Origin of the sequence: Bradyrhizobium sp. (assembly GCF_016219575.1) — a bacterium.
Classification (GTDB): Bacteria; Pseudomonadota; Alphaproteobacteria; order Rhizobiales; family Xanthobacteraceae; genus Bradyrhizobium.
The window spans coordinates 41,198-55,048 of record NZ_JACRMG010000040.1 but is presented as its reverse complement, the minus strand read 5'-3'; the positions used below and the strand labels follow the sequence as shown (position 1 = coordinate 55,048).

Genomic DNA, 13,851 nt, shown 5'->3' with positions numbered 1-13,851 from the left:
CTGTTATCCCGTTGAGCGTGATTTTGTCGTTGGGTTGAAGGGAGCACCGTTCGGCTTGACGCGAATGCCGGGCTTCAGCCGCGTCCACGGCAGATCGGCGGTGTCGGCCGGCATCGCGCCGGGCGCGGCGCAGATCAGGAGTTTCGCGGCGATCGGCTCGAAATCGGCGCGGAAATGCACCGAGCTCTTGTTGACCAGTATCTTCTGTTCGGTCGGCTCGATCCCGACATAGCGGTACATCGCCTGGTCCGCGAGCTGCGATTTGTTCGAGGCGACCACCGCACGGACGTCGCCGATGCGCAGACACGCCGACGGCCCCATCTCCATCGCGCGCCCGCCAAAATAGGGGCCGGGGGCGATGAAGCTTCCATTCGAAAGCTTCTCGACGACGAAGCTCTCTCTATAAGGCGCTTCTCCGGGAATGCCTGACTTGCCGCCGAGCGCCAGCGTCACGGTCGCGCCTTCGCCTGCTTCGTGCGCGGCCCTGGCCGACTGCGGATCGTAGATCACGCCGGTGGCGGCGCGCTCCGCCTTGTTGCGGACTAGCGCGCGCAGCATGCCGGTGGTGTCGGAATCGCCGCCGGCACCGGGATTGTCCTGGGTGTCGGCGATGACCACCGGCCTTGTGGCGGTCCTGGCCAGTTCCATGGCGTGGCGGACGCCTTCGTCGGGCGAATAGATCTTGCCGTCGAAATCGTCCTCATGGCCTTCGACGATGGCGGCGATGGCATCCGCAGCGGCGTCGGCCTCGGCCTGCGTCCGGCCATAGGCAAACACGCTCGGGGCGCAATGGATGAAATCGGCGGCGGGAAAGCCCGGCGCGAACGACAGCGTCGGCACGGCAGCGCTCTGCAGCGCGACCAGCCTCTCATAGATGCTCTTGGTGGGTTGGTCTTTCGTGCATTGCCAGCTGATCGGGATCAGGAAGGGCAATTGCCGGAAGGCCTTTGCAAAACGCTGCTTGGTCTCCAGCAGCAGTTTGAGGTGCCTTGCACAGGCCCGGCCGGTCTCGGCCATGTCGACATGGGGGTAGGTGCGGTAGGCAATCAGTGCATCCGCATGTTCGACCATTTCCGGCGTGACATTGGCGTGTAGGTCGAGGCTTACGACGAGCGGCAGCTCGTTGCCGATCACCCTGCGTACCCGCGCCAGGATCTCGCCTTCGCCGTCATCGAGATGTTCCGTCACCATCGCACCGTGCAGGTCGAGATAGACGGCATCGAGCGGACCTGCCGCGGCAATGCCGTCGACGATGACCCTCGTGATCCGCTCGTAGGCATCCTCGGTGACGTGTGCGCAGGGGGTGGCCGCCGTGAAAATCGTCGGCACGAGCTCCCAGCGCTCGGCTTCGGCGGCTTCGATGAAACCCGCAAGCCCCACATTGATGCGCCGCAATGTCTTCAAGATGCCGGTGCCGGTCTCCATGCGCGGCCACCCGCCGCCATGCACGAAGGCATCGTAGGTCGCTTTCGTCGGTGCGAACGTGTTGGTTTCGTGCAGGAAGCCGCCGACGGCGATGCGGGTCATTGTTGTCTCGTTCTGGTCCTGGCGGCGAACGTTAGACTTGTCGTGCCAGCCGGCGCAAGCCGTGGAGCAATTCCGGATTTGCATGCCGCATGGGCGTGGGACGGGCTCGCTGTACCAAAGTCTATGGCTGGATATTTTCGCCGACCGAAAGGGCACAGATGCGCGAAAGATGGGCGTAAGGCAATTTCGTCTCCTCAGCCCAGGCATTGAAGGCCGCCTGCACCTTGGCGAGATCGCCCTTCGATTTCACTTCCTCCGCGATATCGATGCCGGCATCGCGCAGGCACGCCACCACATCCCTCGAGGTGACAAATCCGTCCCAGCCGACGAAGCGCAGGAACATCTGCCCGGTATTGCCGCCGAGGCGGCTGCCTTGTTTCGTCAGCAGATTGAGCAGGCCGATCTCGTCGGATGCCGGCCATTTGCTCAGGAACTTGCCAAAGCTGCCGTGTTCCCCGGCAATCGACTGCACGAATTGCGCATTCTCGCGCACCGACATGATCTTGGCGCCGTTGCGGACGATGCGCTTGTCATCCAGCAGCGCGTGCCAGAACTCGTCTGGCTGGAACGCGAGCTTTGCCGGCTTGAAGCCGAGAAAGGCCTTTTCGAAATCCGGCCATTTCTGCTCGATCACGCTCCAGGCAAACCCTGCGCAAAACACCCGCTTGGTCATCTCGGCGAGAATGCGATCGTCGGGCAGCTTGGCGAGCGCCTTTGCATCCGGCCTGGCGGGCAGGAGCTTTTCCAGCGCTTTCGGCCCGCCCTTGCGTTTTTCTGCCCTGGCCCGAATGGTCTTGAAGGAAATCATGCGCCGGCTCTATTCCAGCGTCGCCAGCAGTCCCGCCATCAGGCGGCCGCGCTCGGCGAGGCTGTCGACGATGATGTGCTCGTTCAGCGTATGCGCATCCGCGCCGCGCACGCCAAGCCCGTCCAGCGTGGGGATGCCCATGGCGCCGGTGAAGTTGCCGTCGGAGCCGCCGCCGGCGCTGCCATGCGGCAGCTCCTGGCCGAGGCTTTTGGCGATGCCCCTGGCCCTCTCATAGAGCGCCATGGTGCCGGCATCCGGCTCCCAGACCGGGCGGGTGACGCCGCGCGTCACCTTGAAGGCGACATCGTTGCTGGTACCCGACAGCGCCAGCATCCTTTCCACGCCCTTGTCGAGATCGGCCTGGCGCTTGGCCATGCTGAGCGCTTCGCCGGTACAGGTGGTGGCGACGCAATTGACCCATTGCCCGCCATGCACGATGCCGACCGAGAAGGTGCAGTCCGGCGTCGTCATGCCGTCGATCGCGAGGATCTGCCGGGCCATCTCGCGGATTGCGGAGCGCCCGGAGGAGAGGGTGGCGCCGGCATGGCTCGGCCTGCCCGTGGCTTCCAGGTTGAAACGCGCGATCGCATAGCGTCCGGTGACGACGCCGTTGTTCTCGCGTCCGGGCTCGGGCACCAGCACATACTTGTTGCGGGAGGCCTCCGCCTCGATGATGTCGCGGGCCGACGGGGTGCCGACTTCCTCGTCGGGCGTGAACAGCACCGTGATCGGCAGCGGCGTGGTGAAGGAGGCGCGTGCCAGTTGCCGGATCGCTTCCAGCGTCAGGTAATTGCCGCCCTTCATGTCGAAGATGCCTGGGCCGAAGCACTTGTCACCCTCGCGCCGCCATTGCAGCTTTTCGATGGTCCCGACCGGATGCACGGTGTCGAGATGGCCGGCAATCAGGATGCCGGGCTCGCCCTGTCTGGGATGGGGGAAGCGCGCCCGCACGCAGCCGGCAAATCCCTGGCGGCCCGCGATGCGCTCGATGGCCGCACCCATGATGGCCATTTCCCGCGCTGCAAGATCGAGCATGCGCTCGACCGCGGCGGCGTCCCAGGTCGGGCTTTCGCATTCCACCCAGTGACGCAGCCCCTGCAGCATGGCCTCGGAATCGAAGGGAAGATTGGCGGGGTTCATGGGGGAGCTCTCGGTTCTTGGATAAAGTGTTCTTGCGCGTATCTGGCGACAGCCCGCATACGAGAAGGAACAGCGCTCGAATTGTAAAGCGAAAACACGCCGGAGCATGAGGCTACAGGGAAAGGCACGTTCAGCATGCGCGCGGCGCGGTGCTCACCTTCCGGTTCACAATCCTCACCGGTCGAATTCTGGCACGCTTCTGGCTTGGTAATTTTGCCGCAGGGGCGACCGACAGTCGGGGGCCGGAGGAGGGGGCGCCGGACTTGGCCGGTGGGGGGTACTGTGCCAATCTTCCCCGATCAACGGCCCGGATCGGTCTTGCCGGGTCAGGGAGACGGATCGAGCCCTGACGGCAATGGATCGAGATCCCCGAGCGAGGAATTCGGGGGCCTTGAGACCAAAAATGGAGGTGAAGAAAATGAACGCGCTTAAGAGAGCCATTCTTGCTGCCGCATGTACGGCCGGCATCGCGGTTGCGGCAACGCCCGCGCTTGCCCAGACGACCTTGCGTACGGTGATGCATTCGGACCTGAAGATTCTCGATCCGATCTGGACCACCGCCTATATCGTGCGCAACCACGGCTACATGATCTACGACACGCTTCTCGCGCAGGACGAGAAGGGCGACGTCAAGCCGCAGATGGTCGAGAAGTACGAGACGAGCGCCGACAATAAGGCCTACACCTTCACGCTCCGCGAGGGCCTGCTGTGGCACGACGGCAAGCCGGTCACCTCGGAAGACTGTATCGCCTCGATCAAGCGCTGGGCCGTCAAGGACTCGCTCGGCCAGAAGATGATGACCTTCGTCGCCTCGATCGACGCGGTCGATGCCAAGACATTCACCATCAAGCTCAAGGAACCGACAGGCCTGGTGCTGCTCGGCCTGTCGAAGCCCTCGTCGAACGTGCCGTTCATGATGCCCAAGCGCGTCGCCGACACCGATCCCAACAAGCAGATCGAGGATTTCACCGGCTCCGGCCCCTTCGTCTTCGTCAAGGATGAATGGAAGCCCGGCGACAAGACCGTCTACGTCAAGTTCGACAAGTACAAGCCGCGCGCCGAGCCGGCGTCGGGTCTCGCCGGCGGCAAGCTCGCCAAGGTGGATCGCGTGGAGTGGCGCGCCATTTCCGACGCGCAGCAGGCGATCAACGCGCTATCGAAGGGCGAGATCGACTTCATCGAGCAGCCCAGCCATGATCTGCTCGGAACCCTGAAGAAGGATCCGAACGTCAACATCGTGATATCGCCGATGCTGAAGGCGCAGTACGTCTTCCGCCCCAACACGCTGCACAAGCCGTTCGACAATCCGAAGATTCGCCACGCGCTGTGGTACGCCTTCAATCAGGAAGACTTCCTGATGGCGACCATCGGCGACGAGAACTACATCAAGCCCTGCAAGGCGCTGTTCATCTGCGACACGCCGCTGGCCACCACCAAGGGCATGGACGGGCTCCTGACCTCGAACGCGAAGAAGGCGCAGGAATTGCTGAAGGAAGCAGGCTATGACGGCACGCCGGTGGTGCTGATGCAGTCCACCGACCTCAAGGTCCTGACCAACCTGGCGCCGGTGGCGAAATCGCTGATGGAGAAGGCGGGGTTCAAGGTCGACATGCAGTCGATGGACTGGCAGACGCTGGTCGCCCGGCGCTCCAAGAAGGATCCGCCGGACGCCGGCGGCTGGAACGCGTTCATGACGGCCTGGGTCATTGCCGACGTGATGAACCCGATCTCGACCGCCTATGTGAACGCAGCCTGCGAGAAGGCCTCGTTCGGCTGGCCCTGCGATGCGCAGCTCGAGAAGCTGCGTGACGACTTCGCGCGCGAGACCGACCCGGCCAAGCAGAAGGCGATCGCCGAGGCGGTGCAACTGCGCGTCATCGAGTTTACGCCGGAGATTCCGGTCGGCGAGTACGTCTCGCCGGTCGCGATGCGCAAGAACGTCAAGGGCTTCCTGACCGCGCCGGTGCCGGTGCTCTGGAACCTGGAAATCACGAAGTAAAGCTGACGACGACGGGCGGCGGTTCGCCGCCGCCCGTTGCTTTCCGGAGCGTTTTCAAGCGAAGTGGATACCGGTTCGCGTGAAGAAAACGCGTCAAAATCAAGAATCTAGAGTTTCGGTTCTGATTCGATCAGAACCGAAATTGCTCTAAGGATCGATCGTTCGATGTATGGCTACCTGTTCCGGCGACTGCTCGGCACGATCCCCGTGATGCTGGTGGTTGCCGTCTTCATCTTCCTGATGCTGCGCCTGACCCCCTCGGATCCGGCGGCGATCATCGCCGGCGACAATGCCACCACCGAACAGGTGGCGAAGATCCGCGGCCAGCTCGGCCTCGACCGCCCGATCGTCGAGCAGTTCGTGATCTGGTCGGGCAAGGTGCTGAGCGGCGATTTCGGCGAGAGCTTCTTCTTCAAGAAGACCGTTGCCCAGTTGATCGGCGAGCGCATCGAGCCGACGCTGTCGCTCGCCTTCTTCACGATCCTGATCGCGGTGTTCGTGGCCGTTCCGCTCGGCGTGCTGGCGGCGCACCGCCACGGCTCGTGGATCGACCGCATCGTGATGGGCTTTTCGGTGCTCGGCTTTTCCGTGCCGGTGTTCGTGATCGGCTATCTCCTGATCTATCTGTTCGCGGTCTATCTGGACTGGCTGCCGGTGCAGGGCTATCAGCGCATTTCGGAAGGAGTCGGCGGCTGGGTGCAGCGGCTGATCCTGCCGTCGGTGACCCTGTCGGTGATCTACATCGCCCTGATCGCGCGCATGACCCGCACCAGCCTGCTCGAAGTGCTGTCCGAGGATTACATCCGCACCGCGCGGGCGAAGGGGCAGATCGAGCGCAAGGTGCTGTTCCGCCATGCGCTGCGCAATGCGGCCGTGCCGATCGTCACCGTGATCGGTCTCGGCATTGCGCTTCTGATCGGTGGCGTCGTCGTCACCGAGAGCGTGTACACGATTCCGGGCCTCGGCCGGTTGACGGTCGATGCGGTGCTGGCGCGCGATTACCCGACGATCCAGGCGGTGATTCTGCTGTTCTCCTTCGTCTACGTCATGATCAACCTCGCGGTCGACATGGTCTACACGGTGCTCGACCCAAGGATTCGCTACTGATGGCCGACCTGAGCCTCGATACCCCGATCGCGGCGGCGCCGGTCAAACCGGCCGCGGCAATTCGCAAGCTGCTGCTCAATCCGGCGGTGTTGTTCGGCGGCGCCGTCATCACCGTCGTGGTGCTGACGGGGCTGCTGGCGCCGTGGCTCGGCACCATCGATCCCACCGCGATCAATCCGATTGCGCGGAACAAGGTCCCCGGCGCGGAATTCTTCATGCGGACCGACACCGGCGAGCGCATCAAGATGATCGCCCTGTTCGGAACGGACGGACTCGGCCGCGACGTCTATAGCCGCGTTGTCTATGGCGCGCGTGTCTCGCTGTTCGTCGGCGTCTCGGTGGCGCTGATCAGCGTCGCCTGCGGCCTGTTGATCGGCGTGCTCGCGGGTTTCTTCCGCCTGCTCGACGCCGTCATCATGCGCATCATGGACGGGTTGATGGCGATCCCCGCCATTCTGCTGGCGATCGCCATGGTCTCGCTGTTCCGCTCCAGCGTCTGGACCGTGATCATCGCCATCACGGTCCCGCAGGTCCCGGGCGTGGTCCGGCTGGTGCGCTCGATCGTGCTCAGCGTGCGCGAGGAGCCCTATGTCGAGGCAGCCGTGACGCTCGGCACCTCGACCCCGAAACTGCTGTGGCGGCATGTGCTGCCCAACACCATCGCCCCGATGATCGTGCAGGGCACCTTCATCTGCGCCTCCGCCATCCTGATCGAGGCCATCCTGTCCTTCCTCGGCATCGGCGTGCCGCCTGAGGTGCCGACCTGGGGCAACATCATGGCCGAGGGCAGGCAGGTGTTCAGCCTGTTCCCGCACAACATCATCTATCCCGGCGTGTTCCTCGCGATGACCATCCTCGCCGTCAATATCCTCGGCGACGGATTGCGCGACACGCTCGATCCCAAGATGGCGAAGCGAGTCTGAGATGAGCGCCCCCGTCCTCGAAGTCGCCAATCTTTCCGTCGCCATCAGGGGCGACGGCGACCGGCCGCATGCCGTGCGCGGAATCAGCCTTTCCGTCGGTGCCAACGAGATCGTCTGCGTGGTCGGCGAATCCGGCTCCGGCAAGTCGGTGACCGCGCAGGCGGTGATGGGGCTCTTGCCGAAGAATGCGATGTCGGTCGAGACCGGTTCGATCCGGCTCGAGGGCGAGGAACTCACCACCAAGTCCGACGCCGACCTGCGCGCGATCCGCGGCACCCGCATGGCCATGGTGTTCCAGGAGCCGATGACCGCGCTCAACCCGGTCGAGCGCGTCGGCGACCAGATCGGCGAGGTACTGGAGGTTCACACCGACCTCGACCCGCGGGAGCGGCGCAAGCGCGTGCTGGACATGATGCGTGCGGTGCATCTGCCTGATCCCGAGCAGATGATCGACGCCTATCCGCATCAGCTCTCCGGCGGCCAGCGCCAGCGCATCATGATCGCTGCAGCCCTCGTGCTCGATCCCGCATTGCTGATCGCGGACGAGCCGACCACGGCGCTCGATGTCACCACCCAGGCGCAGATCCTCAAGCTCGTGCGGGAGATGCAGGCGCGCAAGAAGACCGGCGTGCTGTTCATTACCCATGATTTCGGCGTGGTCTCGGAGATCGCCGACCGCGTCGTGGTGATGCAGCTCGGCCGCATCGTGGAGCAGGGCGCCGCCGAGGACGTGCTGCGCAACCCGCGCGAGGAATACACCAAGATGCTGCTCGCTTCCGTGCCGAGCATGACGCCGCCGAAGCGTGTGCCGGTGAGCGGGCCGGTGGTGCTGCAGACGGAAAAGCTGTTCAAGACCTATGGCAAGCGCTCGCTGTTCCAGCCCAAGGCGCGCATCGTCAATGCGGTGAAGGATGTTTCGCTCGAGGTGCGCCGCGGCGAGACGCTCGGCATCGTCGGCGAATCCGGTTCCGGCAAGTCGACGGTGGCGCGCTGCATCGCCCGGCTGGTCGACCCGACCAGCGGTGCGGTGCGGATCGACAACATCGACACTGCCGCGATGAAGGAAGCGCAATTCCGCCCGATGCGGCGGCGGATGCAGTTCATCTTCCAGGATCCCTACCGCTCGCTCAATCCGCGCCGCACCGTCGGCGAGGCGATCATCGAGGGACCGATGAATTTCGGCCTGTCGCGCAACGAAGCCCTGCAGCGCGCGCGCGACCTGATGGCGGTCGTGCATCTGTCGCCGGATGCAGTCGACCGCTATCCGCATCAGTTCTCCGGCGGGCAGCGCCAGCGCATCTGCATCGCGCGGGCGCTCGCGATGGAGCCGGAGCTTCTGATCGGCGACGAGCCGGTCTCGGCGCTGGACGTCTCGGTTCAGGCCCAGGTGCTGAAACTGCTCGACGAGGTGCGCCGCAGGTTCAATCTCGCGGTGCTCTTCATCACCCACGATCTGCGGGTTGCTGCGCAAGTTTGCGACCGCATTGCGGTGATGCAGCGCGGCGTCATCGTCGAGCAGGGCACGACCGCGGACGTCTTTGCGGCGCCCAAGCACGAATACACCAAGGCGCTGTTCGAGGCCGCGCCGGGGCGGCACCGGGAGTTTTTCGCGGGGGCGTGATCGTAGGAGCGGAGAATCCGGCTCTGAAATCCCTTCGTCGCGATCAGGACCCGACCCGCAGCGGCGCGCCGAGCTTGCGCAAATAGGAGATCACCGACAGCGCTGTGATGCGCCCGGTGCGCGGGTTTTCCGACGGCACGTTCTCGATCTGCATCGAGAAGCTCGCCGAGTCGGCCTCGACCTCGATCCGGTGCACGTTGCGCTCCAGCGATGGATCGGCCCAGATCTCGAGTGTAGTCCTGTCCGGCCCGATGCCGGCCAGCGACAGCGCCACCGCGACGTTGAGGTTAGCCGGAAAGCCGATCGCTGCCTCGCGCGGTGTGCCCTCGAAGATGCGCAGCGGCTCCGTGATGTCCTCGATGCGGATGTTGTGCTCGGCAAGATAGGGCGCACCCGCCAGCCCGCGCACCGGTTTGCGCGTCACCATGCGCACCGAACGGATTTTTCCTTCCGCGGCGGCTGCGACCGCGTCGAGGCCGAGCAGGGCGCCGGTGGGCACGACGATCTGGCCGCCATGCTCGCGCGCGAGCTCTATCAGGTGCTGGTTGACCAGGATGGCGCCGGCGCTGAGCACGAGCACGGTCTTGCCGGCGCGCAGGAACGGCTCGGCGATGGCGGGCAAGAGATTCGCCGGCGCGCATTCGATCACGAGATCGGCGAGCGGCTCGAGCGCATCGATCGCGACGACCGGCGGGGCGTGAGCCAGATGGGCGAGGCGCGCGGCGGCCTTGCCGCGGTCGTTGGCGGAAACCGCTGCCAGCGCACAGCCGGGAATGCCGCGGTCGAGCGCCTCGGCGATCTTCAGCCCGATGGCGCCGAGGCCCGCGATGGCGATCCGCAGCGGTGCGTTTTTCCCGTGGCGCGCGAAATCGTCGTGCTTGCCCGGCGCGAATGCCTTCATGGGGACTGCTCCCAACAGGATGCCGGCCGCCAGCATCGCGGAAGCGGGACGGTTGGGCAAGCCGGCCGCGCGCGGAAGTCAGGTTGATCTCGCGAACTGTTCGGGTACGATCGGACCGATCGCATCATAACCAACAACAAATGCCCCGCATTGCGGGCAGCCCAGGGGGAATCGCGCCATGGCCGTGTCGCTGTATGAGTTGACTGTGCCGACCTATTTGCAGACGCTCGGCGCGGTGTCGGGATTTCTCGAAAAAGGCCTCGCCCACTGCAAGGAGTGCAATGTCGATTCGGGCCAGGTGGTCGAGCACCGGCTGTTCGAGGACATGGCGCCGTTCAGCTTCCAGATCCGCTCGGTGGCGCATCATTCGGCCGGCGCCATGGAAGCGCTGAAGAGCGGCGTGTTCAATCCGCCCGGCAAGGCCGGCCCGCTCGACTATGCCGACCTGCAGGCGCTGCTGGTGGAGTCGAAGGGCAAGCTGGAAGCGCTGAAGCCGGACGAGGTCAACGCGCTCGAAGGCAAGGACGTCGCGTTCCAGTTCGGCGAGACCAAGATCCCCTTCGTCGCCGAAACCTTCGTGCTGTCTTTCTCGCTGCCGAACTTCCACTTCCACGCCACCACCGCCTACGACATCCTGCGCTCGCGCGGCGTGCCGATCGGGAAGCGGGATTACATGGGAAGGATGCGGATCAAGGGGTGAGGGGGCGGGTGGAGCTCAACCCGCCGATTCGCTGTCGATGAGTTGTTTGATAATGGCAGCCAGCGGCGCTTCATCGCCATCAAAGCTCGCGACCATTGCTGCAAGAAATGCGCCAGGGTCGAGTTCTTGCAAAGTGAGCGCGTAGCCGGCTTGATCGGCCAGGAGGAGAAAGAACGAGAGCTGAGTTCTTCCATTCCCTTCACGGAAGGCGTGGATCGCATTCAATACAGCAAGGAAGTGGGCGGATCGCTCAGCAAAATCTTTCAGGTCAAGACCTCTCAAGAAGCCGTTCCGTCTCAAACCCGTGAAGAGCTTTGTAGCTTCAGCTTCGATGTTCTCGGGAAAGCAAAACATGCTGCCTCCCTTGGAGATGCGAACTGTGCGTGGCTCACCTGCCCAATCGTAGACATCCTGAAAGAGGTGTCGGTGGATCGATTTGAAATGCTCGTAGTCCAGATTGCCAGCGGGTAGCTCTTCATCTGCCCGCGCATCGCTCACCTCAGCCTCGAACGCGGCGAGTTCTTCGGCACTCCGCAAGTCGAGCTTGTTCTTGAGAACCGTGGTGCCCGGATAACAATAATCGTCGGCGACGGCGTCATACATTCGCAGTGTCAGGTTTTTCGGTAGGCCCGGATAATGGCCTTGCGGCGCTCTTCAGGGGTTTCGGCCTTGCTCTTTGAAACGGCAGTGCTGCCCTTCATATCGGGTGTGTATTCAATCCCTTCGACCGCGCTGATTTTCTTGAACCGCGCGCTCCCGACAACAAAGCCGGTACCCTTCCGCTTCTTTGAGCTGTCCTTTTGCGATGCCATGATTCGAGAGTAGCACGGTTGGGACTGGCAGTCCGGCTCTGCGTTCACATGTGGACCCGACGGTCCAGTGTGGTGCGCCACGCGTATCGGGTTAGGGCGAAGCTTGGTGCGGGCGGTGGGACTCGAACCCACACGACGTTGCCATCGAGGGATTTTAAGTCCCTTGCGTCTACCAGTTCCGCCACGTCCGCATTTGCAGGAAGCCAGCAATATCTAGCGCGTTTGGCGGCGAAGTGGAAATGGGATATTTGGTGGAAAGCCCGCGCTTTCAATGAATTAGCAGGGCTCCTGCAAGAGCGGGTTGAGGCCGCAAAAAGGGGGCGGTCGCGAAACTTGGCTCAGCCTCAATCCCGACACGGGCGGCTGCTTTAGGCAATCTCAACGTCCAAGGTCTACCTAGTTCAGATGCTGTTCTCGCTACCCGCTCACCTGCCTCTCTCGCGCGCCCGCATCGCCGCCGTGCTGGCGCTTGCGCTGGCACTGCCGGGCTGCGCCGAGATGAGCGACAGCATGAGTCTGGCTTTCGCCGATCCTGCCAAATACGACCTCTACGACTGCAAGCAGCTCGAGGCTGAGCGCAAGCGGCTGGGCGATCGCACCGCGGAATTGCAGGGGCTGATGGCGAAGGCGGAGACCGGCGCCGGCGGCGCGGTCGTGGCCGAGGTTGCCTATCGCAACGAATATATCGCCACGCGCGGGCAGTCGAAGCTCGCCGAGCAGGCCTGGCAGAAGAACCGCTGCCGCGAGACCGTGCCGGGTGCGGCGATGCCGGTGGCGCCGCCCGCCGCTCTCCCAGCGCCGCCGTCGCGCGCGGGCCGCTCGGTGTATTGATGTTACGCCCGGCCGTGACCGCGAATCACGAGATCCGCCAGTCGTAGATCCAGTCCTGCCGCGACAGCATGCGTTTTCCGCCCATGGCGCGGACGAAGTGATCGCGTGCCGCGGCCATCGGTCCGGTCATGTGATAGATGCGGCCCTGGCGCCGCGCCAGCCGCTGCACCTTGGCGACACGGCCGCGGCGCTGCCGCGCGTATTTCTTCAAGGCCGCCGTCACACCGGCGGCATCGCTGCCGCCTTCGCTCAGGCATTTAGCCAGCACCGCGGCATCCTCGATCGCCATGCCGGCGCCTTGCGCGGCAAAGGGCAGCATCGCATGCGCGGCATCGCCGAGCAGCGCGATCTGGCCCTCATGCCATTCGCCGTCCTCGGGCACTGTGAACAGCGCCCAGCGCTTCCATTCGTCGACCGCGCTCGCCAGCATGCGCGCGGTCGCCGGCCAGCGGGCGGAGGCAAAGAATTGCTTGATCTCGTTGGCCTCGCCCGGCGAGGTCCAGCCGGGCCTGTTCCAGGTGCCGCCGACGATCGCCACCACGTTGATCTGCCGGCCGCCCGAAATGGGATAGGCGACCAGATGCGCGTTCGGCCCCATCCACAGCTGCACGCGGGGCGAGGTATATTCACGCGGCAGCGCGGTGGCCTCGAGCGTGCCGCGCCAGGCGATCAGGCCGGAAAATTGCGGCTGCACCTCCGGAAACAGATGGTGCCGCACCGACGACCAGATGCCGTCGGCGCCGATCAGGGCGTTGGCGACGTCCTGCTGCCGCGTCAGTCCCTGGCGCTGCACGATGGTGAGCCCGCGCGCATGTTTGGTGACGTCCTCGAACTGGCAGCCGAGACGCAACTCGACATCGGGCGTTACTTCCACCTGCGCCAGCAGCGCCGCCTGCAGGTCGGCGCGGTGCACCACCCAATAGGGCGCGCCGGCGCGGAAGGTGGCGGCCTCGCCCAGCGGCAGGCGGCAGATCTCGCCGCCGGCGCGCGCGCTCATGACGTTGATGGATTCCGGCACCACCGCGCGCCCCGCAAGGCGCGGCCCGAGCCCGAGTTCGACCAGGATGCGGCTGGCATTGGGGGAGAGCTGCAGGCCGGCGCCGGCCTCCTCCAGCTTCTCGGCTTTCTCCAGCACGACGGCGCGAAAGCCCTTCTTGGCCAGCGCCAGCGAGGTCGTCAGTCCCCCGATGCCGGCACCAGCCACAAAGATGGTGCGCGATGCGGCCACGGACGGATCAGGCGGCCTTGTCCTTCAGCACGCACTCCGGCGGCCGGGCTTCGCCCGCCTTGAGGTCGGCGGCAAAGCGGTACAGCGTCGAGCAATAGGGGCAGATTATCTCGTTGTCGTTGCCGAGATCGAGAAACACATGCGGATGGTCGAACGGCGGGTTGGCGCCGACGCACATGAATTCCTGCGATCCGATTTCGATCACCGCGACACCGGCATCGTTGTGGAAATGCGGAACGACGTGGTCGGCCATA

Annotated in this window: 14 protein-coding genes and 1 tRNA gene; 6 read left to right on the top strand and 9 right to left on the bottom strand. The window is 64.5% G+C overall.

Features of this window, described 5'->3' with window-relative positions; all coding sequences use genetic code 11:
* Nucleotides 1–3: 3 nt before the first annotated feature.
* From HZB49_RS28895 to HZB49_RS28885, 3 genes are all read right to left on the bottom strand, one after another.
* The gene (locus tag HZB49_RS28895) at nucleotides 4–1,527 is read right to left on the bottom strand and encodes a M81 family metallopeptidase (RefSeq protein ID WP_291617552.1); all 1,524 of its coding nucleotides are present in this window, start codon (nucleotides 1,525–1,527) and stop codon (nucleotides 4–6) included.
* A gap of 121 nt (nucleotides 1,528–1,648) precedes the next feature.
* Entirely contained in the window at nucleotides 1,649–2,335 is a 687-nt protein-coding gene (locus HZB49_RS28890) for a DNA-3-methyladenine glycosylase I (RefSeq protein WP_291617551.1), read from the bottom strand.
* 9 nt (nucleotides 2,336–2,344) lie between these two features.
* Nucleotides 2,345–3,475 carry a M20/M25/M40 family metallo-hydrolase gene (locus HZB49_RS28885; protein WP_291617550.1) on the bottom strand — a complete coding sequence of 377 codons (1,131 nt, stop codon included), beginning with the start codon at nucleotides 3,473–3,475 and terminating at the stop codon, nucleotides 2,345–2,347.
* Nucleotides 3,476–3,893: 418 nt separating this feature from the next.
* Between HZB49_RS28885 and HZB49_RS28880 the strand changes: the two genes are divergently transcribed.
* The 4 genes from HZB49_RS28880 (at nucleotide 3,894) to HZB49_RS28865 (ending at nucleotide 9,125) form a co-directional block, all read left to right on the top strand.
* Complete coding sequence (locus HZB49_RS28880) at nucleotides 3,894–5,474, top strand: ABC transporter substrate-binding protein (protein WP_291617549.1); 1,581 nt, start codon at nucleotides 3,894–3,896, stop codon at nucleotides 5,472–5,474.
* A gap of 165 nt (nucleotides 5,475–5,639) precedes the next feature.
* A complete protein-coding gene (locus tag HZB49_RS28875) occupies nucleotides 5,640–6,581 on the top strand; it encodes an ABC transporter permease (RefSeq protein WP_291617548.1) in 942 nt (313 codons plus the stop codon).
* The gene (locus HZB49_RS28870) at nucleotides 6,581–7,504 is read left to right on the top strand and encodes an ABC transporter permease (RefSeq protein ID WP_291617547.1); all 924 of its coding nucleotides are present in this window, start codon (nucleotides 6,581–6,583) and stop codon (nucleotides 7,502–7,504) included. The genes HZB49_RS28875 and HZB49_RS28870 overlap by 1 nt, the downstream gene beginning before the upstream one ends.
* Nucleotide 7,505: 1 nt before the next feature.
* The gene (locus tag HZB49_RS28865; RefSeq protein WP_291617546.1) at nucleotides 7,506–9,125 is read left to right on the top strand and encodes an ABC transporter ATP-binding protein; all 1,620 of its coding nucleotides are present in this window, start codon (nucleotides 7,506–7,508) and stop codon (nucleotides 9,123–9,125) included.
* A 43-nt stretch (nucleotides 9,126–9,168) separates the two neighbouring features.
* On the opposite strand, the gene HZB49_RS28860 is transcribed toward HZB49_RS28865, so the two are convergent.
* Nucleotides 9,169–10,026: an aspartate dehydrogenase gene (locus HZB49_RS28860; protein WP_291617545.1), complete on the bottom strand. Its 858-nt coding sequence runs from the start codon at nucleotides 10,024–10,026 to the stop codon at nucleotides 9,169–9,171.
* 178 nt (nucleotides 10,027–10,204) lie between these two features.
* Between HZB49_RS28860 and HZB49_RS28855 the strand changes: the two genes are divergently transcribed.
* Entirely contained in the window at nucleotides 10,205–10,726 is a 522-nt protein-coding gene (locus tag HZB49_RS28855; protein WP_291617544.1) for a DUF1993 domain-containing protein, read from the top strand.
* A 15-nt stretch (nucleotides 10,727–10,741) separates the two neighbouring features.
* On the opposite strand, the gene HZB49_RS28850 is transcribed toward HZB49_RS28855, so the two are convergent.
* The 3 genes from HZB49_RS28850 to HZB49_RS28840 form a co-directional block, all read right to left on the bottom strand.
* Nucleotides 10,742–11,329, bottom strand: a complete 588-nt coding sequence (locus HZB49_RS28850) for a Fic family protein (RefSeq protein WP_291617543.1) — start codon at nucleotides 11,327–11,329, stop codon at nucleotides 10,742–10,744.
* 8 nt (nucleotides 11,330–11,337) lie between these two features.
* Nucleotides 11,338–11,538 carry a hypothetical protein gene (locus tag HZB49_RS28845; protein WP_291617542.1) on the bottom strand — a complete coding sequence of 67 codons (201 nt, stop codon included), beginning with the start codon at nucleotides 11,536–11,538 and terminating at the stop codon, nucleotides 11,338–11,340.
* Nucleotides 11,539–11,642: 104 nt separating this feature from the next.
* Nucleotides 11,643–11,729 (bottom strand) — tRNA-Leu (locus tag HZB49_RS28840).
* Between the two features lie 214 nt (nucleotides 11,730–11,943).
* On the opposite strand from HZB49_RS28840, the gene HZB49_RS28835 reads away from it, so the two are divergent.
* On the top strand, nucleotides 11,944–12,369 hold the full coding sequence (locus HZB49_RS28835; RefSeq protein WP_291617541.1) for a twin-arginine translocation pathway signal: 426 nt from the start codon (nucleotides 11,944–11,946) through the stop codon (nucleotides 12,367–12,369).
* A 25-nt stretch (nucleotides 12,370–12,394) separates the two neighbouring features.
* Here HZB49_RS28835 and HZB49_RS28830 read toward each other — a convergent pair whose 3' ends face one another.
* Together HZB49_RS28830 and HZB49_RS28825 are read right to left on the bottom strand one after the other, a co-directional pair.
* Entirely contained in the window at nucleotides 12,395–13,597 is a 1,203-nt protein-coding gene (locus HZB49_RS28830) for an FAD-dependent monooxygenase (protein ID WP_291617540.1), read from the bottom strand.
* Nucleotides 13,598–13,604: 7 nt separating this feature from the next.
* Complete coding sequence (locus HZB49_RS28825; RefSeq protein WP_291617539.1) at nucleotides 13,605–13,850, bottom strand: zinc-finger domain-containing protein; 246 nt, start codon at nucleotides 13,848–13,850, stop codon at nucleotides 13,605–13,607.
* Nucleotide 13,851: the final 1 nt, after the last annotated feature.

What these genes read in the sequence shown, in the direction of transcription:
- HZB49_RS28895 (WP_291617552.1), bottom strand. Translation starts at nt 1,527, where the DNA reads ATGACCCGCATCGCCGTCGGCGGCTTCCTGCACGAAACCAACACGTTC.
- HZB49_RS28890 (WP_291617551.1), bottom strand. Translation starts at nt 2,335, where the DNA reads ATGATTTCCTTCAAGACCATTCGGGCCAGGGCAGAAAAACGCAAGGGC.
- HZB49_RS28885 (WP_291617550.1), bottom strand. Translation starts at nt 3,475, where the DNA reads ATGAACCCCGCCAATCTTCCCTTCGATTCCGAGGCCATGCTGCAGGGG.
- HZB49_RS28880 (WP_291617549.1), top strand. Translation starts at nt 3,894, where the DNA reads ATGAACGCGCTTAAGAGAGCCATTCTTGCTGCCGCATGTACGGCCGGC.
- HZB49_RS28875 (WP_291617548.1), top strand. Translation starts at nt 5,640, where the DNA reads ATGTATGGCTACCTGTTCCGGCGACTGCTCGGCACGATCCCCGTGATG.
- HZB49_RS28870 (WP_291617547.1), top strand. Translation starts at nt 6,581, where the DNA reads ATGGCCGACCTGAGCCTCGATACCCCGATCGCGGCGGCGCCGGTCAAA.
- HZB49_RS28865 (WP_291617546.1), top strand. Translation starts at nt 7,506, where the DNA reads ATGAGCGCCCCCGTCCTCGAAGTCGCCAATCTTTCCGTCGCCATCAGG.
- HZB49_RS28860 (WP_291617545.1), bottom strand. Translation starts at nt 10,026, where the DNA reads ATGAAGGCATTCGCGCCGGGCAAGCACGACGATTTCGCGCGCCACGGG.
- HZB49_RS28855 (WP_291617544.1), top strand. Translation starts at nt 10,205, where the DNA reads ATGGCCGTGTCGCTGTATGAGTTGACTGTGCCGACCTATTTGCAGACG.
- HZB49_RS28850 (WP_291617543.1), bottom strand. Translation starts at nt 11,329, where the DNA reads ATGTATGACGCCGTCGCCGACGATTATTGTTATCCGGGCACCACGGTT.
- HZB49_RS28845 (WP_291617542.1), bottom strand. Translation starts at nt 11,538, where the DNA reads ATGGCATCGCAAAAGGACAGCTCAAAGAAGCGGAAGGGTACCGGCTTT.
- HZB49_RS28835 (WP_291617541.1), top strand. Translation starts at nt 11,944, where the DNA reads ATGCTGTTCTCGCTACCCGCTCACCTGCCTCTCTCGCGCGCCCGCATC.
- HZB49_RS28825 (WP_291617539.1), bottom strand. Translation starts at nt 13,850, where the DNA reads ATGGCCGACCACGTCGTTCCGCATTTCCACAACGATGCCGGTGTCGCG.